This is a genomic window from Antarctobacter sp., assembly GCF_965277915.1.
Lineage (GTDB): Bacteria > Pseudomonadota > Alphaproteobacteria > Rhodobacterales > Rhodobacteraceae > Antarctobacter.
In genome coordinates this window covers 3310687-3327798 of the sequence record NZ_OZ255849.1, presented here as the reverse complement: position 1 = coordinate 3327798, position 17112 = coordinate 3310687, and the positions used below count along the sequence as shown (strand labels likewise).

Sequence of the window (17112 nt, the reverse complement as noted above, 5' to 3'; positions counted from 1 at the left end):
CTTGACACGCGGCGCGCTCGAGACGAAATTGCGGGCGCAAGGAACTAAGATCAACCAGTATACTTTTTGTAACCTGCAAAAAACAGGAGAGACATGCCGTGGAGGCACGAGTTGAAGAAGACGCAAAGGGCCGCAGACACGTTCACGACGCATGTGTCGAGCCTTGCGCCATCGAACGCGGGATGCGGATCATCGGCGGCAAATGGACCGGGTCGATCCTTTGGCATCTCAAGGATGGGCCGGTCCGGTTCAACGACCTTGCACGGATGGTCGGCGGCGCATCGAAGAAGATGATCACCGAACGGCTGCGCCAGTTGGAAGTGCAAGGCTTGGTGACTCGTGAAGTCATGGATACCGCGCCGGTATCAGTGCAGTACCAGATCACCGAGTTGGGCTGCACGGCGCTCGGGTTTCTCGACGAACTTAGGAAATGGAGCGAAAGCCTGCCCCAGCATATCTCCGATGTCTAAACTGGTGCGTCTGAAGCCCGACCCGATCCCGGCCATTCATCCGGTACCGGAGTACGCCGCAACGGGGGATTTGGCGGAGGTCTACGAGCGGACCAAGGATGGCCTCAGGGTTCCCTGGATGGGCGTTGTTGCAATGGCCTTCGCTCACTATCCGCGCTTTTACGAGACGCTCTGGTCGGCCCTTAAGCCCGTTGTCAGCTCAGATGCTTTCATCCGCGCGTGCCACGACCTGCGCGACCAGGCGGAACAGGAAGCGGCCGCACTTTTGCCGTCGTCTATCTTGGGACGGCTCGGCGAAATGGGCTACGATCAGCGCGAATTCGAGGAGATCCGAGCCTGCAATGAGATCTTCTCGGTCGGAAACATGCCATATCTTCTCATGGCGTCGTTGGCGCGCTTGGTCCTCGAGGGCGGTGAATGGCCCGTCGGCGCCGTTGCGAGCAGGACGCCCGAACCGTGCCGAGATGCGCCAAAACCTGTTCTGATCGAGCCCCACCACGCCGACGCGACCATTTCCGCACTCTATACCGACATCCAGGGCACGCTCGGGCTGCCTTTCGTCAACACCGACTATCGCGCCTTCGCCCGCTGGCCGAGTTACTTCGCCCCTGCATGGGCCGACCTGAAACGTGCCGTGGTACGCGATGACTACGAGCATCACGTTGCCCGGGTCCACGACAGGGCCGTCGTACTGGCCGCGAGTCTTCCGAACCCCACTAGGCTTTCGAGCGACGCGCTTCGCGAGGCCGCCGCAGCAGATGCCACCTGCGAAGAAGTCCTGGCCGTCGCCCGCCTGTTCCAATGGCTGCTGCCCGGACTTGCACTCAACGTCGCCTATCTAAGGGAGCAACTCATCGATCTCCGTGTTATCGAACAGCTCGCTCGCTGAAGAGAAACCGCAAAAAAATTGAGAAACCAAAATATTATCAATGCCCTTGATGCTGGAGAAGGTTCGACCCCGGTCCCATCCCCTCCGCCACTTGCCCCAGCGAAAGCGTTCTCTCGATCCGGCTGCGGCCGGATTTTTTCGTGTTTTCAAAGGGGTTTGCGTGACAGGTGACCTGCCCCCGCGAAACCCCTCACCGTAATGTAGAGTTTGCGCCAACCCTGAAGGAGCAGACACACGCGAAAGAGCCGTTTCACCGAGGCGCAGATCATCGGGATGATCAAGGAGCAGGAGGTGTCAACGGCGGCGCAAAATCCGGCCAAGGGGCGGAGCAAAAGTCGGCCAGTCTGGACGTGACCGGCGCCTTGGCAAACGTGCTCCCCATATAGCTGACGGTTGCCAAGGCGCCTTGGTCTATCAGGACCGATTTCGGTGATGTTTCAGGATTTCTGCCGTGCCTTGCTCTGTGCCAGCCGATAGCTGTCGCCGTTCATCTCCAGGATGGCGACGTGGTGGGTCAGGCGGTCCAGCAAAGCCCCTGTCAGGCGCTCTGTTCCGAAGGTTTCCGTCCACTCGTCGAAGGGCAGGTTCGAGGTGATCAGGATGGAGCCACGCTCGTATCGCTGGGAGATCAGTTCGAACAGAAGCTCGGCGCCGGTCTTGCTGAGAGGCACGAAGCCCAGCTCGTCGATGATCAGAAGTTTCTGCTTCACCAGTTGCTTCTGAAGCCGCAGGAGCTGGCGCTCGTCTCGCGCTTCCATCAGCTCGTGAACGATGGCGGCGGCGGATGTAAACCGAACGGCCATCCCTTTCTGGCAAGCGGCCAGACCCAGGCCGAGGGCCACGTGGGTCTTGCCGGTGCCGCTTGGACCAAGGGCGATAACGTTCTCGCAGCGGTCTATCCATTCACAGCGTGCGAGTTCCAGAACCTGCATCTTGTTGAGCGACGGGATTGCGGCGAAGTCGAAGCTGTCCAGGCTCTTTGTGGCCGGGAATTTCGCTGCCTTGATCCGGCGTTCGATCATCCGCCTTTCCCGGTCGATGAGCTCCAGTTCGATCAGGCGGGCAAGGAACTGGACGTGGTCTCGTCCTTCGGCGGCGCAAAGCCTGGCCTGCTTGTCGTATTCCCGCAGGATGGTCGGCAGCTTCAACTTCTTGAGCTGATGGTTCAGCAGGATCTGCGGCGCTTCCGTCATGTCGTGCCACCGGTTGTCAGGCACATGTGCTGGTCGGAGACGTCGTCTGCACTTCGGCGCGTGGCAGGTACGGATAGACCTCCAGATCGAGCCGCGGTGGCCGCCGTTCGATCCGACACAGCACCAGATGCTTCACGGCGTCGAAGCTGATTGTCCCCATCTGGAGGGCTGTCCGGACTGCGGCATGAACCTCCTCCATCTCGAAGCTTTCGAGCAGCCGTAGGACCTGCACGTATTCGCGCCGGCCGGCTTTCAGCATGCGTACCTCCATCAGCTTCTGAAGGGTGGTGAATGCCTTGGGAAGATCCCATCCGGTCAGCGGAGCCGCCTGCTCGAAAGCGCCAATCTTCTTCTCCAGCAATGGCAGGTAGTGGATCGGATCGAAGACCATGCCCTCGCGGTCGTAGCTGCGAACATGTCGTGCGATGATCTCGCCGCCACAGCCGATGACCACCCGGTCGACATAGGCGCGGATCCATACATCCCGGTGCCCGTAGGCAACCGGCACGGAATAATCGTTGGTCTTGTAGCGCACCAGCGCGAGCGAGCTGACGCGGCCCGATGCCTGATCACAGGCTTCAAAGGAAGTTGCAGGAAGCGTCGCCATCGTCTCCAGATCGCGCCGGAGCCTCTCGCCAATCGTCTCGCTGTGCCCGCGCAGCTTGTCATTCTGGCGTTTCCGGCACTGCTCTTCGAGCCAGTCGTTGAAAGCATCCCACGTCGGTAAGTTCGGGATCGGCACCATGAAGTTGCGCCGGGAGTATCCGACCAACCCCTCCACCGATCCTTTGTCATTGCCCTTGCCGGGGCGCCCATATCGATCCCGGATCACGTAGTGAGACAGCATCTCGCTGAACAGCTTCGCGCGCCTGCGTGTCCCGTCCGGTTCGATCCTGGCCACCAGACAGCGGTCGTTGTCGTAGAGAATCGACAGAGGTACGGCACCGAAGAACGCGAAAGCGTGGACATGCCCATCCATCCAGGCCTCCGCTGTCGCTGCCGGATATGCACGGACGTAGCAGGCATCGCTGTGCGGCAGATCCAGGGCAAAGAAGTGAGCCTTCTGTTCGACACCGCCGATCACCACCACCGCTTCGCCGAAATCGGCTTGGGCATGGCCCGGTGCGTGCGTCAGAGGAACGAACACTTCACGATTCCGCCGTCCGTGCTCCCGCACATAGTCCTTGATGATGGTGTATCCGCCCGCGAAGGCGTGCTCGTCGCGCAGCCGTTCGAAGATCCGCTTGGCGGTATGCCGCTGCTTGCGCGGTCGCTCACGATCCTCCGACAGCCACTGGTCGATAACCCCGGTGAACCCATCCAGTTTGGGCCGCCGGATCGGTGCTGACCGCCGATAGCCGGGTGGGATCGAAAAGGTCAAAATCTTCCGAACGCTGTCACGAGATATCCCGAAATGCCGGGCAGCTTCACGCTGGCCCATGCCCTCGGCACAGGCCAGACGAACCTTGCGATACAAATCCAGGGTGCAGATCCTCCCGCCCTCCCTCCGTCAAAAAAGAAAGGGCAAAGGTGGACGACTTTTACGCCGCCCGCAGCAGGCTCATCCCGCCGCTACCGTGGCCGACTTTCTCACCGCCGCTCTCAACCATGAATATGGACGGTCCCGTGAACTCGATGAACAAAGAGTTCGGGCCGCTCTATGCCGACATGGTGAACAAGCTTGAGGCCGAAGCGGGGCTGAAAGGCGTCATTCTGACCTCGGGCAAAGAGACGTTCTTTGCCCTGACCTCGGGCAAAGAGACGTTCTTTGCAGGGGGTGACCTCAACCGGCTGGTGGCGGTCGAGCCGGATCAGCTGCAGGACCTGTTTGACGAGGTCGAAGGCATGAAGGCCGATATGCGGCGTCTGGAAAACCTGCCGGTTCCGGTGGTCGCCGCGATTAACGGGGCAGCTTTGGGTGGCGGGTATGAGCTGTGCCTTGCCTCGAACTATCGGATCGCCGCCGACAACCCGAAATCCAAGATCGGCCTGCACGAGGTCACGCTGGGCCTGTTGCCCGGTGGCGGCGGCGTGGTGCGCTTGACCTGTCTGCTGGGACTGGAAGCGGCGATGCCGTTCCTGCTGGAAGGCAAGCAATTGCCCCCTGCCGCAGCCCTGAAGGCGGGGCTGGTGCATGAGGTTGTCGAGGCGGACGCCCTGCTGACCCGCGCCCGCGAATGGATCCTGTCCGTTCAGGTCGACGAGGCGGCGGCAACGCAACCCTGGGACACCAAGGGCCATCGCATTCCCGGTGGCGGGTCGAACTCGCCCAAATTGGCCCCCAAGATTGCGGGGGCTTCGGCGATGCTGTTCCAGAAAACTCGCGGCCTGCTGCCTGCGCCAGCCAGGATTCTGGACGTCATGGTTGAAGCGGGCAAGCAGGATTTCGATACGGCGCTGCGTTATGAAACCCGCCAGTTCTGCGCGCTGCTTGTGTCACCCGAAGCGAAGAACATGATTTCAACCTTCTTCTTTGGTCTGGGTCAGGTCAATGGCGGTGCCAGCCGCCCCAAGGACATCCCGCGCAGCAAGGTCAAGAAGCTGGGCATTCTGGGTGCCGGGATGATGGGACAGGGGATCGCCTATTCCTCGGCCATGGCAGGCATTGAGGTTGTGTTGAAGGATATGACGCAAGAAGCTGCAGATCGCGGCAAAGCCTATACCGAGAAACTGCTGGCAAAACGTGTACAGCGGGGCCGCATGGACGAGGCAAAAGCCGCCGAGGTTCTGGGCCGGATCAAAGCCAGCGAAGATATGGAAGACTTGCGCGGCTGCGACATGATCATCGAGGCGGTCATTGAAAAGATCGAATTCAAGGACAAGGTGATCGCCGAGACCGAAGAGTATCTGGCCGAGAACGGGGTCTGGGGCTCGAACACCTCGACCCTCCCGATCACGCGGCTGGGGTCCAAGGCGCAGAACCCGAAGAACTTTGTCGGCCTGCACTTCTTCTCGCCGGTTGACAAGATGCCGCTACTGGAGATCCTCACGGGCGAGGAAACCTCGGACGAGACGCTGGCGCGCGCGTTCGACTTTGCCCAGCAAATCCGCAAGACGCCGATTATCGTCGGTGACAAGACGGGTTTCTACACCTCGCGCGCCATCGGCACGAAGATCATCGAAGGTGTGCAACTGGTTGCCGAGGGGCATGATCCCCTGCGGGTGGACAACCTGTCCAGACTGATCGGGATGCCCACCGGGATGCTGTCGCTGCTGGACGAAGTTCAGATCAAGCTGGTGACGGATATCTATCGCACGCAGATTGAAATGGGCCTGCTGGACCCTGCCGAAGAACAAAACCCCGAGGCGCGGGCGATGCTGGCGGACATGCTGGACAATCATGACCGCCATGGCCGCGCGACCGGCAAGGGGTTCTACGACTACGCAGACGGCGGCAAGACGATCTGGTCCGGCCTGTCCAAATGGCGCAAGGACGATGCCGAGATTTCGGATCGCGACATTCAGGACCGCATCCTGTTCCGCCCGGTTCTGGAAAGCCTTCGGTGTCTGGAAGAAGGCGTTCTGCGCAGCGCCGCCGATGGCAATATCGGGTCGATCATGGGCATCGGCGCACCAGTCCATACCGGGGGCTATACCCAGTATGTGAAACCGGGGGCTATACCCAGTATGTGAACACCTATGGCCAGGATCGGTTCATCGCCCGCTGTGAAGAACTGGCCGACAAATACGGCCCGCGCTTCCGGCTGCCCGCGGCCGTACTCGGAATGACTGCGCTTGGCCTTGCGTCGGTCAACATGTCAGAGGGGCTTGGATCCGTGCTGGCCGAGGGGCAATCGACCTGGCCCTACTGGGCGCAGACCGGTATGATCGCAGGCCTTTGGGTCATTCTGACAGTGCTGTATGTCAAGCAGTCAGACACCTGACCTTCGTGTGCCAACGCCGACGGCGACCGCCATCGGTGGTGATGTCAATCTCAGACATATGCACGTGCTTAGGGCTATCCTTATGCCTCCTTGGTCAAGCCAAGGTGTCCGGTTGAAACGGGGGCCAGTTCACCCATAGCGCGGTTTTCTGGGCACCTGGGTATTCGATCAGGTGGATATTGATCGGGGTGGTCATGGTGATCGAACACAGTTTTTTGCCGCCCGGATTGCCCAAAGGCAGAACCGGCGGGGCGCTACCAGTCGCGTGGACGTGTGCGGTCAAGCTCGGGGCTGATCGGGATGAACTCTTCCTCATCCCCCGGAGGCAGCCTGAAGGGGCCGTTCGACCAATCCGCCGCCTTCCAGTCTTCCTTGGCCTGCTCGATCCTATCCTTCGAGGAGGACACGAAATTCCACCAGATATAGCGTTGCTCGTTCAGCGTCGCGCCGCCAAGCGCCATCAGGCGCGCGCCCAGTGGTCCGGCCTTGACCGAAATGCGGTCGCCGGGACGAAAGACCATCATGCGACCGGCCTCGAATGTGTCACCGCTGACCTCGATGCTGCCTTCGGACACGTAGATGCCACGATCCTCGTGATTGTCGGGCAACGGGAAGGCGGCGCCGGGCTGAAGGATAACGTCAAGATAGAAGGTCTCGGATTGCATGGTGACCGGGCTGGATTTGCCATAGGCGTCGCCCAGGATCAGTCGGGCAATGGCGCCGCCGTCCTGAAACTGCGGCAGCGCGGCCTCTTTGTGATGCTCGAAATCCGGCGCCATCTCCTCGCGGTCTTCGGGCAGGGCGATCCAGGTCTGGATGCCGAACAGCTTGTGGCGCCCGGCGCGGGTTGCGTCGCTGGTGCGCTCGGAATGGGTCATGCCGCGGCCTGCCACCATCCAGTTGACCTCGCCGGGATAGATCATCTGGTGGGTGCCAAGACTGTCGCGATGCTCAAACTCGCCCTGATACAGATAGGTCACGGTCCCAAGGCCGATATGCGGGTGTGGACGCACGTCGATCCCGCCATCGGTGATGAACTCGGCTGGGCCCATTTGGTCAAAGAAGATGAAGGGCCCCACCATCTGCCGTGCTGGCGAGGGCAGTGCCCGCCGTACCTCGAACCCGCCGATGTCACGGGCCCGGGGAATGATCAGCGTGTCGATGTCGTCCACCTGCCCGGCTTTCGGGCAGATCGGTTCGATGGTGGGGTTCCAGCTCATTTTTGTCCTCCTACAGCGCCATGTCGAACAGCAGGAATTCGCTGTTGTCCATTGCAGAGATTGCGACCTTGTTAACATCGGCAAGGGCAAGCCCGTCACCGGATTCCAGCGGTTGGTCTTTGACCGTCACAAGGCCTTTGATGACCTGCACCCAGACGCCACGCTTCTTTTTCAAGGGCAGTTCCACCTGCGCGTCGCTGCGCAGTTTGCTGGCGTAAAGGTTAACGTCGGCATGGATGGAAATCGAGCCGTCCCGCCCGTCATTCGAGGCCACCAGACGCAGATTTCCGTCCAGATCATCATAATGCTCCTGCGCATAGCTGGGTTTCAGCCCTTGCTGGTCGGGCATGATCCAGATTTGCAGGAAATGCACCGGGTCGGTTTTTGAAGCGTTGTATTCGCTGTGGACCACGCCGGTGCCTGCGCTCATCCGCTGCACATCACCCGGTTTGATTTCCGCGACCTGACCCATCGAATCGCGGTGCTCCAAGGCGCCTTCCACGACATACGAGATGATCTCCATGTCGCGGTGCGGGTGCGCGCCGAAGCCACGGCCCGGGGCCACGCGGTCCTCGTTGATCACGCGCAATGGGCCAAAACCCATGTGATTGGGATCATAATAATCAGCGAAGGAAAAGCTGTGTTTGCTTTTCAACCAGCCGTGGTCAGCATTGCCACGGGCGTCAGAGGGACGAAAGTGTTTCATGGTGTTTCCTCTCGGGGATTTCCCCGGTTCAAGATGACAGGACGTCAGCCCATTCAGGGTGACGTTTGAATTGCGCGGCAGCATAGGGGCAAAGCGGCAGTACCTTTTTGCCAGCAGACCGCGCATCGGTGATCGCGCGCTCGACCAAGGCCAGACCGATGCCCTGTCCGCGATAGGCGTCAGGCACCCCAGTGTGATCAATGATGATCATGTGATCCCCGGCCTTAGAGTAAGTCAGCTCGGCCTCGGGTCCGCCATCGGTGGCAAAGCTGTAGCGCCCTTTGGTGTCGGTGGCTTGATGATGAATATTCACGTGCAATTCTCCGGTTCACCCGCCGCTGGCATCAGTGCTGCGTTGGTTGATCCAAAGATACGCCTTATCCGCCGCGCAGGTAGCCCCCGGCATTGAGATTGTCCATTGCGATTTCTGCAACAATAATGCGAGTCTCCACGTAATATCAGCGCAATCAGCCGGGGATTATCGCCAATGGCAGGACAAATCGAACGCATCCGTGTGTTCCTTCGCGTGGCCGAGCTTGAAAGTTTCGCCGCCGCGGCGCGCGATCTTGGCGTCAGCCGCTCGATCGTGACCCGCTATGTCGGGGAACTGGAGGATGAACTGGGCGTGCAGCTGCTGGTGCGCACGACACGGAAGGTTTCGCTGACCGTGGCCGGGCAGGTCTATCTGGATCGCACGCGGCCTCTGGTCGAAGATCTTGACCGGGCAAAGGATCTGGTCAAGCAGCAGCAGGACACGTTGTCAGGGGATTTGAGGGTCAGCGCACCGGTCTCTTTCGGCCAGCGGTTCCTGCCCGACATTTTGCATGAATTCCATCTCGCCCACCCCGACGTTCAGGTGAAGATCGAGATGACTGACCGCTTTGTCGATCTCATTGACGAGGGCTATGACATGGCCCTGCGGATTTCCGGGCCACCGTCGGGAGTTTCCAATATCTGGCGCAAGATCGCCGGCGTGCCGCGCAGTATCGTGGCCTCCCCAGCCTATCTCGAGACAGCAGGAACGCCGCAACATCCCGGCGACCTCGCCGATCACGCGTTTTTGGCCTACAGTCACTTTCCGGGCGGGACCGCGCTGCAACTTTCACACCAGGAAACCGGAGAGACCACGGCAGCTGCGCTCAATCACTGGTTCGAAACCAACAGCGGCGAAGTGATCGTCGCGCTGGCCGACAGGGGGTGCGGCGTCGCGCTGATGCCGAATTTTCTGATGTCCGACGAGCTGAAAAACAGGCGCCTGCTGCCCCTGCTGGACGACTGGTCGGCGCCGGAGATCTGGCTGACGGCCTATTATCCGCCCTACGACAAGATGCCCGCCAAGGTGGCCGCCTTCACCAGTTTCGTCGAGGATATGGTCACCGTAAATCCCGACATGCTGAAATAGGCATAAAGAACGGGCGGCCCGCAGGCCGCCCGCTCGGTTCTTGGAGGGAGGAGGGAGAGTGAGGGAATTCAGGCCTGAACGCGGGCGTCGACCGACAGGACCCCGGCGCCATAGGCGAAGACGAAGCCCAGACCTCCGGCAACCGCCAGGTTCTTCCAGAAGTGGATCATCTCGTTCTGTGCGGTCATGCCTTCCATGCCCGAGCCCGGGATCAGGTGGAACAGCACGCCGGCGATCACGGTGAACCCGCCCAGAAGAAAGGCCACCAGCCGCGTTTGATACCCCACCAGCAGCAGCAGGCCGCCGCCCAGTTCAAGCAGGATGACCAGCGGCAGCAGCCCGCCGGGTACGCCCATCATTTCCATGTAGCCGGCGGTGCCTTCGTAGCCGGCGATCTTTCCGTAACCTGCGCTGATGAACAGCACGGCGATCAGCACCCGGCCGATGGCGGGGGCAATGTTCTGCAGAGATTTGATCAGTTGGTCCATTGGTTTGCTCCGTGTTCGCATTCGATCTGACATCGATCTAACGGGGGCGGCGCCCTGGCAGAAGTCAGGCAATGCGCAATTGATTGTTGCAAAAAATAGCGCAAATCACCTTGCACATAGTCTTTCCACCCAACAAGCGCACCGTTCAGCGTAAATCTCGCAACAATCAATTGCGCGTTTTGCACGTTCCTCTCTCTCGCCCGGCGCCACATATTCCGGCCAGCAACAAAAGGAATTCACCCATGGGTCTTCTGATCGACGGCATCTGGCACGACAGCTGGTACGACACGAAAAAATCTGGCGGCAAGTTCCTGCGCGAGGACGCGCAGTTCCGCAACTGGATCACACCGGATGGCGCCGCCGGTCCTTCGGGTGCGGGCGGGTTCGCGGCCGAGACCGGGCGCTATCACCTCTATGTCTCGCTTGCCTGTCCCTGGGCGCACCGCACGGTGATCGTCCGCAAGCTCAAGGGGCTTGAGGACCTGATCGGCCTGACCGTAGTGCATCCCCACATGCTGGAAAACGGCTGGGAATTCGACAAGGACACTGGCGGCGACCCCATCGGCGGACATGACTTCCTGCATCAGGTCTACACCAGCGTTGTTCCGGACTATACCGGTCGCGTCACGGTGCCTGTGCTTTGGGACAAGAAGACCAACACGATCGTCAGCAATGAATCGTCGGAAATCATCCGGATGTTCAACAGCGCCTTCGATCATCTGACAGGGAACAGGCTGGATTTCTATCCCGAAGCGCTGCGCAGCGACATCGACGCGCTCAACGACTTCGTCTATCCGCACATCAACAACGGCGTCTACCGAGCCGGTTTCGCCACCACGCAAACGGCCTACGAAGAGGCCTTCGACAACCTGTTCGCGGCCCTGGACGAGATCGAGGCACGCCTCGCCACAAGCCGCTTCCTGATCGGTGGCACCCAGACCGAGGCCGACTGGCGCCTGTTCACCACCCTGATCCGGTTCGACGCGGTCTATCACGGGCACTTCAAGACCAACCTGAAACGGATCGAGGATTATCCCAACATCTCAAACTACATGCGGGATCTCTATCAGACGCCGGGCGTGGCCGGGACGGTGGGTTTCCGGCATATCAAGGAGCACTACTACGTCAGCCAACGCACGATCAATCCGACGCAGGTGGTCCCGAAGGGGCCGGTGCTGGACTACGCCCGGCCTCACGACCGCGCGCGGTTGGCAGCGGCGGCCTGACAGGGCGCGAGGGTCCATCGAATTCGTCTCAACGCCGGTCGGAAAACAGGTGCCGATCCAACTGATCGACAACCGCATCGGCCAGATCCGGAATCTGGCCGACGCGGCGTCTGACCTGGTAACAGGCGGAGACATCGTGCCGGAATCCTACGGCGCAAAGCTCAATGCCGCCGGTTGACCCGGTTTGCGCATTAACCTCGCGCAGATGACGATCAGAATCTTGAGCCTTTCTGGGCGTTGCAACAGTCTGCGTGCCGCCCAGTCCAGCGCCTCACCGTCAACATATTCCTTGAGGGCCTCTGGAGACAGAATCGCGCATATACTGTCCCCCGCTGCGGGGCCGCAAGGTTTCCGCATCAGCAATAGTTGCAAGAGCAAAGGGTGGCTCCTTCCCGCAACCTTTAGATCCGGGTTCTCATCTACGCTGCGAAATAAATGAACGGCCGGTTTTCACGCCGCTCAGCGGCGTTGAAAACGATGCGGTCGCGGCAATCTTTCTGCTTCGTGCGCTTGCAGCGAAAATTTAAAACTTCTGCTGAGGGCTCGGAGCGGTCGATCTTCGCGCCGCGGCATGCGAGCGACTGTCAGGCAGGGACGTCCGTCATTCTCGGCCCACAGAAGACATTCGACGCACGTGACGGTGCCGCAGTGCAGCTTCACCAGAGCAGCCTTTTGATGTCAAAGCAACAACCCTGGCGAGGGCACTGTCAAGTTGAGCGGCTTGATCGGTGCAGGGCGGCCGCGTAGCGTTTTGTAATGACCAGACCGAACCTGTTTCGCGGCTTTCGAACGAGCCCGGAAATCATCCGCCTGGCGGTGATGATGTACGTCCGCTTCCCACTGTCGCTTCGGAACGTCGAAGACCTGCTGCACGAGCGCGGGATCGACGTCAGCTACGAGACGATCCGGTTCTGGTGGCACCGGTTCGGCCCGGTCTTTGCCTCGGAGATCAGGAAACGCCGGATCGGCACGATGCGATCGAGCCGCTGGCAATGGCACCTCGACGAGGTCTTCGTGAAGATCAATGGCGAGACGCATTACCTGTGGCGTGCCGTGGACCACGAGGGCGAAGTGCTGGAAAGCGTCGTGACGAAGACACGGGACAAGAAGGCTGCTCTGAAATTCATGAAGAAATTGATGAAGCGCCATGGCAAGCCGGACCGCGTCGTCACCGACAAGTTGCGCTCCTATGGTGTCGCCATGAAAGTGATTGGGAATGCCGATCGGCAGTGTACGGCGCGCTGGTTGAACAATAGAGCCGAGAACTCACACCAACCATTCCGACGAAGAGAGCGGGCGGGTTGAACCGCCCCGGGTTTGCCGTAGGCTGATTGTCGTTAGTTACGCGGCTATGTTTTCAGTTTCCAGAGCTGCGTAGAAGTTCGCTTCTGCTTCGGCTGGCGGGATGTTTGGACCTGTCGCGGTTTGGTACCGCTCCTTTGAGGCCGGCCACATGAGGCTGACATGGGGTGCGACAGAGGCGGTCACCTAGGCTCAGGACTCATAGCCAATAGATGACGGTTGCAGCCAGAGCGATGGCGGAGAAAAAGGCCTTCGGGCATCGGTCGTATCTGGTTGCGACACGGCGCCAGTCCTTGAGCCTGCCGAACATGATCTCGATGCGGTTGCGCCGTTTGTATCGTCGCTTGTCGTATTTCACGGTCGTCTTGCGTTGTTTTCGGCCGGGGATGCAGGCGCTTATCCCTTTGTCCTGCAGTGCTTCTCGGAACCAATCGGCGTCGTAGCCCCGGTCCCCGAGCAGCCAGTCGACATCTGGCAGGCTGCTGAGCAGCGCCCGTGCCCCGATGTAATCGCTGACCTGTCCGGCGGAGACGAAGAAGCTGATCGGGCGGCCTTTGCTGTCGCAGATGGTCGCGCAGGATTGCGCGCTGATCGGGGTTGACTTAACAGCGCACCGCCTTGATGATGTAACTGTATAGTTACTAAAGCTAACTCGCGAAATGCTTTCGTGCGGCTAGAGGATGTCATTAATAACGCGACATTCCGACCTTGCCGGCACGCGCCTTCTATCGGGTTGGCTCGGAGAGTGCCGATCCGATCCGCGGGCAAGGATTACCGTCTCCGTCATTCTTGCCCGCGCCCTTCACGACCCAGACGCAGGACATCGCCATGCCGATCAGCCAGACCAGTAAGATCATCACGCCGGAAACCGCTGCGACACTGGTCGCCTCCGCGCTCGATCATGCCAAGACAAACGGATGGGAGGTTGCGGCGGCAACCGTTGATCCATTCGGCTATCTCGTGGCCTTCGGGCGGACTGACAACGTTGCGCCGCCGATCGGGGAATTCGCCTTGGACAAGGCCTACACCGCGGGAACCTTGCGCAAATCGACCAGGGCCTTTGGACAGCGCATGGCCAGCGACCCGACCCTGTCGCTTGGTCTCAACACGCGGCAACGGTTCATGGCCTGGGGTGGCGGGGTTGCCATCTTCGAAGGCGAGAATTGCATTGGCGGCTTCGGCGTCTCGGGCGCGCAGGATCACGAGGACATTTCCTGTGCCGAAGCCGCGATCCGAGCTTTGGGGCTGGACCCGCGTTGAGCTTTACGGATCGACGCAGACGAGGCGCATGATGGTCTGGATATTGAACTCGATGCGGGCCTCCAGCGCCTCCTTCTCCATCATTTTCCGGTCGAACAGAAGCGCGCCGGTGTAGCGGTTCGTGAGATAATAGTAGTTGACCGCCGCGATGGTGATGTTGAGTTGAACCGGGTCGATGCCCGGGCGGAAGACGCCCTCGGCTACGCCCCGGTCCAGCAGTTCTTCGACCATGTCGACAAAGCGCCGCTGCGCCGGGCCGACGCGCTCGGACTTCTTCAGATGCCGTGCCTTGTGCAGGTTCTCGGAGTTGACCAGCGTTATGAATTCGGGGTTTTTGAGATAATATTCCCAGGTGAAACGTACCAGTTTCTCCAGCGCCTCCCGCGCCGAAAGGTCTTCCAGCCGGAGTTTCCGCTCGGCGGCGCGGATGTCGAGATAGGCCTCTTCCAGAACGATGAGGAACAGATCCTCCTTGTTGCCGAAGTAGTGATAAATCATCCTCTTGTTGGCCTTGGCACGCTCGGCGATCTCGTCGATCCGGGCGCCGCCGAGACCATTCTTGGCAAATTCCTTTTTCGCCGCAGCAAGGATCCGGGCCCGCGTTTCGTCGGCATCGCGTCGCTTTTTCACCGGCTTTTCCATTAGCATTCTCCTGCCTTGGCGCATCTCTGCCTCTCAGTACTCCTAGCGAAAGGGACGTTAGCGGTCAAAGCGCTAGGCGCAGGCGCGTGTTGATCACATCCCTGACGACAATCATGGCTCGGGGCTTGACGATTCGGCAAATAATAAAGTAACTAGTTAGTGCGTTAAGGTTCGGCTGATCCAGATCCGCGACCATCGGTTCGGAGGGGCGATGGGGCGGATGCCCGAATGAGATGGCACACACGGAAAACAGGGAGGAGACCCATGTCCACGTTCATCAAGGATTTCATCGAGAAAGAGAAACTCAGCCGCCGGAACTTCCTTCTGGCCTCGGCCTACGGAATCTCCGGCGCCGCGGCGATGAAGATGTTCGGCCCGTCACCGGTCATGGCGGCCACCTATGACGACCCGACCATCGCGTGGTCGTACCGCAACCGCACCAACCCCTACTGGAACGAGATCGTTTCGGGGGGCGAAGCCTTTGTCGAAAGCCTCGGCAAGCCCGCGGACGCAATGGTCCACCTGATCAACGAAGGTTCGTCGGAAAAATCCCTCGGCGATGTCAAGTCCCTGCTGGCCAAGACCAATGGCGAATTGGCGCTGGCCATAGACACCAACGATGCGCCCAATGCGCGACCCGTGGTCGAAGCCTGCGCCGAGGCGGGGGCCTATGTGTCGACAATCTGGAACAAGACCGACGACCTGCACCCGTGGGACTTCGGCGACAACTACGTCAGCCACATGACCTGGTCGGACGTGGGCCCGGCGGAACAGACCGCGCGCATCCTGCTCGACGCGATGGGCGGAGAGGGCGGTGTCGTCCATCTTGGTGGCATCGCGTCGAACAACCCCGCCATCGAGCGGTTGCAGGGTCTGAAGAACGCGCTGAAGGACTACCCCGACGTGGAGCTTCTGGCCGCCGAGCCCGCCGACTGGGACACCCAGAAGGCCAACCGGGTGATGAGCGCCTTCCTGACCCGCTACGGCGACGAGATCAAGGGGGTCCATTGCGCCAACGACACCATCGCCTACGGCGTGCTGGAAGCGCTGCGCGCCGAGGGGATCGAGGATATGCCCATCGTCTCTTACGACGGGAACCCGCAGGCGGTCGAACTCGTCGGTGAGGGCAAGATCCTGGCGACTGTCTTCACCAATCCGCACTGGGGCGGGGGCATCACCGCGGCGCTGGCCTACTATGCCGCGACCGGCCATTTCAAACCGTCGGAAGAGCCGCCGGAGCACCGCGAGTTCTACGGCCCGACGATCTTGGTGACGCCGGATGAGGCGCTGCATTTCAAGCAGACCTACATCGACAGCACGCCGACATACGACTGGAAGGACTTCTGGAGCCCGACGGGCGGCCAGATCCAGTACAAGTAAGTCCTGCGCGGCGGCCGCACCCAGTGGCCGCAGCCTTGCCCTTTTCCCACACCTACCCATCGGAGGCGCCCCGTGAGCGGCCAAATCTCCAGGGAAGCCCTTCTCAAATGGGCCCCGCTGATCGTCCTATTGGTGCTGATCGCGTTTTTTACCGTGATGGAGCCCCGGTTCTTTTCGGTTCGCAACCTCGCGCGGATCGCGATTGCTTCATCGCCGGCACTGATGGTGGCGGTCGGCGTGACCTTCATCATCATCATGGGGTCCATCGACTTGTCGATGGAAGGCACCGTGTCGGTCGCCGCCGTGGTTTTTGCCTTCGCCTTTATGGGCATGGGGGGCACGGTTTTGGGCCTGGGTATTCTCGCCCTGCCGCTGGCCATCCTGGTGGGCGCGGTGATCGGGCTGATCAACGGGCTGGTGCATGTCAAGCTCAAGATCCCTTCTTTCATGGCCTCGCTCGCCATGGGCTTTGTCGGCACCGGGTTTGCGCTCCTGCTGACCGGCGGTGACCGCATCCGCGTCCAGGACGAGGTCTTTCGCGGGTTGTTGACCGAACGCTGGTTCGGCTTTCCGGTAATGGTCTACGTGGCGGGGCTGTTCCTGCTGGTGGCGTGGTTCATTCAGGCGCGCACGACGCTGGGCCGCAATATCTATGCCGTCGGCGGCGGCGAAGAACTGGCCCATGCCTCGGGCCTCAACGTGAACCGGGTGCGGGTGACGGCCTTTGCGCTGGCCGGCATCTTCTACGCGGTGGGCGCACTTCTGGCGGTGGGCCGGATCGGAATCGCTGAGACCGCGACCGGCAACAACTTCATGTTCATCTCGATTACGTCGGTCGTTGTCGGCGGCACCGCGCTCTGGGGCGGGATAGGTGGCGTTTGGAATACGCTGGTCGGCGTGCTGATCGTCAACGTCATCGGCAACGGCATGGTGGTGATCGGCCTGCCTGGCTACGTGCAGGATGGCGTGCTGGGCGCGCTGGTGATTGCCGCGGTGGTGCTCTCCACCGACCGCAAGTCCGTCGCCTTCGTGAAATAGGGGGAGGCACAG

16 protein-coding genes and 3 pseudogenes are annotated in these 17112 nt (G+C 60.6%); 10 read left to right on the top strand and 9 right to left on the bottom strand.

Annotated elements, in window-relative coordinates; genetic code table 11:
• The first annotated feature begins 98 nt into the window (after positions 1-98).
• Positions 99-470, top strand: a complete 372-nt coding sequence (locus tag ACQY5B_RS17055) for a winged helix-turn-helix transcriptional regulator (RefSeq protein WP_420328344.1) — start codon at positions 99-101, stop codon at positions 468-470.
• Positions 463-1359 (top strand): hypothetical protein, encoded by an 897-nt coding sequence (locus ACQY5B_RS17050; RefSeq protein ID WP_420328346.1) that lies wholly within the window; start codon positions 463-465, stop codon positions 1357-1359. The genes ACQY5B_RS17055 and ACQY5B_RS17050 overlap by 8 nt, the downstream gene beginning before the upstream one ends.
• Before the next feature lie 437 nt (positions 1360-1796).
• Here ACQY5B_RS17050 and istB read toward each other — a convergent pair whose 3' ends face one another.
• Both istB and istA read right to left on the bottom strand, forming a co-directional pair.
• A complete protein-coding gene (gene istB / locus ACQY5B_RS17045) occupies positions 1797-2552 on the bottom strand; it encodes an IS21-like element helper ATPase IstB (protein WP_420328347.1) in 756 nt (251 codons plus the stop codon).
• A 16-nt stretch (positions 2553-2568) separates the two neighbouring features.
• Positions 2569-4035, bottom strand: coding sequence for an IS21 family transposase (istA, locus tag ACQY5B_RS17040; protein WP_420328626.1), 1467 nt, complete (start codon positions 4033-4035; stop codon positions 2569-2571).
• 152 nt (positions 4036-4187) lie between these two features.
• Here istA and ACQY5B_RS17035 point away from each other — a divergent pair, with 152 nt between their 5' ends.
• Together ACQY5B_RS17035 and ACQY5B_RS17030 are read left to right on the top strand one after the other, a co-directional pair.
• Positions 4188-6185, top strand: coding sequence for a 3-hydroxyacyl-CoA dehydrogenase NAD-binding domain-containing protein (locus tag ACQY5B_RS17035; protein ID WP_420328349.1), 1998 nt, complete (start codon positions 4188-4190; stop codon positions 6183-6185).
• The gene (locus ACQY5B_RS17030; protein ID WP_420328351.1) at positions 6182-6436 is read left to right on the top strand and encodes a hypothetical protein; all 255 of its coding nucleotides are present in this window, start codon (positions 6182-6184) and stop codon (positions 6434-6436) included. The genes ACQY5B_RS17035 and ACQY5B_RS17030 overlap by 4 nt, the downstream gene beginning before the upstream one ends.
• Before the next feature lie 254 nt (positions 6437-6690).
• On the opposite strand, the gene ACQY5B_RS17025 is transcribed toward ACQY5B_RS17030, so the two are convergent.
• Genes ACQY5B_RS17025 through ACQY5B_RS17015 form a run of 3 tightly spaced genes read right to left on the bottom strand, consistent with a single transcriptional unit; the run spans position 6691 to position 8675 of the window.
• The gene (locus ACQY5B_RS17025; RefSeq protein WP_420328353.1) at positions 6691-7656 is read right to left on the bottom strand and encodes a pirin family protein; all 966 of its coding nucleotides are present in this window, start codon (positions 7654-7656) and stop codon (positions 6691-6693) included.
• 10 nt (positions 7657-7666) lie between these two features.
• Positions 7667-8446: a pirin family protein gene (locus ACQY5B_RS17020; protein WP_420328355.1), complete on the bottom strand. Its 780-nt coding sequence runs from the start codon at positions 8444-8446 to the stop codon at positions 7667-7669.
• Complete coding sequence (locus tag ACQY5B_RS17015) at positions 8391-8675, bottom strand: GNAT family N-acetyltransferase (protein ID WP_420328356.1); 285 nt, start codon at positions 8673-8675, stop codon at positions 8391-8393. Before ACQY5B_RS17015 ends, ACQY5B_RS17020 begins: the two co-directional genes overlap by 56 nt.
• A 174-nt stretch (positions 8676-8849) precedes the next feature.
• Between ACQY5B_RS17015 and ACQY5B_RS17010 the strand changes: the two genes are divergently transcribed.
• Positions 8850-9764 (top strand): LysR family transcriptional regulator, encoded by a 915-nt coding sequence (locus ACQY5B_RS17010; protein WP_420328358.1) that lies wholly within the window; start codon positions 8850-8852, stop codon positions 9762-9764.
• Positions 9765-9832: 68 nt separating this feature from the next.
• On the opposite strand, the gene ACQY5B_RS17005 is transcribed toward ACQY5B_RS17010, so the two are convergent.
• Positions 9833-10252, bottom strand: a complete 420-nt coding sequence (locus ACQY5B_RS17005) for a DoxX family protein (RefSeq protein ID WP_420328359.1) — start codon at positions 10250-10252, stop codon at positions 9833-9835.
• A 242-nt stretch (positions 10253-10494) separates the two neighbouring features.
• Here ACQY5B_RS17005 and ACQY5B_RS17000 point away from each other — a divergent pair, with 242 nt between their 5' ends.
• Positions 10495-11478, top strand: a complete 984-nt coding sequence (locus ACQY5B_RS17000; RefSeq protein ID WP_420328360.1) for a glutathione S-transferase family protein — start codon at positions 10495-10497, stop codon at positions 11476-11478.
• Between the two features lie 28 nt (positions 11479-11506).
• Here the strand turns inward: ACQY5B_RS17000 and ACQY5B_RS16995 are convergent.
• Positions 11507-11835, bottom strand: a pseudogene (locus ACQY5B_RS16995) (hypothetical protein).
• Between the two features lie 399 nt (positions 11836-12234).
• On the opposite strand from ACQY5B_RS16995, the pseudogene ACQY5B_RS16990 reads away from it, so the two are divergent.
• Positions 12235-12777: pseudogene (locus ACQY5B_RS16990) on the top strand (IS6 family transposase); the annotation flags it as partial.
• Between the two features lie 202 nt (positions 12778-12979).
• Here ACQY5B_RS16990 and ACQY5B_RS16985 read toward each other — a convergent pair.
• Positions 12980-13348 (bottom strand): annotated as a pseudogene (locus tag ACQY5B_RS16985) (IS5 family transposase); the annotation flags it as partial.
• Between the two features lie 260 nt (positions 13349-13608).
• On the opposite strand from ACQY5B_RS16985, the gene ACQY5B_RS16980 reads away from it, so the two are divergent.
• On the top strand, positions 13609-14040 hold the full coding sequence (locus ACQY5B_RS16980) for a GlcG/HbpS family heme-binding protein (RefSeq protein ID WP_420328361.1): 432 nt from the start codon (positions 13609-13611) through the stop codon (positions 14038-14040).
• A 3-nt stretch (positions 14041-14043) separates the two neighbouring features.
• Here the strand turns inward: ACQY5B_RS16980 and ACQY5B_RS16975 are convergent, their stop codons facing one another.
• Positions 14044-14682 carry a TetR/AcrR family transcriptional regulator gene (locus ACQY5B_RS16975; protein ID WP_420328363.1) on the bottom strand — a complete coding sequence of 213 codons (639 nt, stop codon included), beginning with the start codon at positions 14680-14682 and terminating at the stop codon, positions 14044-14046.
• A gap of 264 nt (positions 14683-14946) precedes the next feature.
• On the opposite strand from ACQY5B_RS16975, the gene ACQY5B_RS16970 reads away from it, so the two are divergent.
• Both ACQY5B_RS16970 and ACQY5B_RS16965 read left to right on the top strand, forming a co-directional pair.
• On the top strand, positions 14947-16062 hold the full coding sequence (locus tag ACQY5B_RS16970; protein WP_420328364.1) for a sugar ABC transporter substrate-binding protein: 1116 nt from the start codon (positions 14947-14949) through the stop codon (positions 16060-16062).
• 72 nt (positions 16063-16134) lie between these two features.
• Complete coding sequence (locus ACQY5B_RS16965; protein ID WP_420328366.1) at positions 16135-17100, top strand: ABC transporter permease; 966 nt, start codon at positions 16135-16137, stop codon at positions 17098-17100.
• Positions 17101-17112: the final 12 nt, after the last annotated feature.

Bases quoted from the DNA above. Each gene is read 5' to 3' on its own strand.
- ACQY5B_RS17050 (WP_420328346.1), top strand. From the start codon at position 463: ATGTCTAAACTGGTGCGTCTGAAGCCCGACCCGATCCCGGCCATTCAT.
- istB (WP_420328347.1), bottom strand. From the start codon at position 2,552: ATGACGGAAGCGCCGCAGATCCTGCTGAACCATCAGCTCAAGAAGTTG.
- ACQY5B_RS17035 (WP_420328349.1), top strand. From the start codon at position 4,188: ATGAACAAAGAGTTCGGGCCGCTCTATGCCGACATGGTGAACAAGCTT.
- ACQY5B_RS17025 (WP_420328353.1), bottom strand. From the start codon at position 7,656: ATGAGCTGGAACCCCACCATCGAACCGATCTGCCCGAAAGCCGGGCAG.
- ACQY5B_RS17020 (WP_420328355.1), bottom strand. From the start codon at position 8,446: ATGCTGCCGCGCAATTCAAACGTCACCCTGAATGGGCTGACGTCCTGT.
- ACQY5B_RS17010 (WP_420328358.1), top strand. From the start codon at position 8,850: ATGGCAGGACAAATCGAACGCATCCGTGTGTTCCTTCGCGTGGCCGAG.
- ACQY5B_RS17005 (WP_420328359.1), bottom strand. From the start codon at position 10,252: ATGGACCAACTGATCAAATCTCTGCAGAACATTGCCCCCGCCATCGGC.
- ACQY5B_RS17000 (WP_420328360.1), top strand. From the start codon at position 10,495: ATGGGTCTTCTGATCGACGGCATCTGGCACGACAGCTGGTACGACACG.
- ACQY5B_RS16980 (WP_420328361.1), top strand. From the start codon at position 13,609: ATGCCGATCAGCCAGACCAGTAAGATCATCACGCCGGAAACCGCTGCG.
- ACQY5B_RS16975 (WP_420328363.1), bottom strand. From the start codon at position 14,682: ATGGAAAAGCCGGTGAAAAAGCGACGCGATGCCGACGAAACGCGGGCC.
- ACQY5B_RS16970 (WP_420328364.1), top strand. From the start codon at position 14,947: ATGTCCACGTTCATCAAGGATTTCATCGAGAAAGAGAAACTCAGCCGC.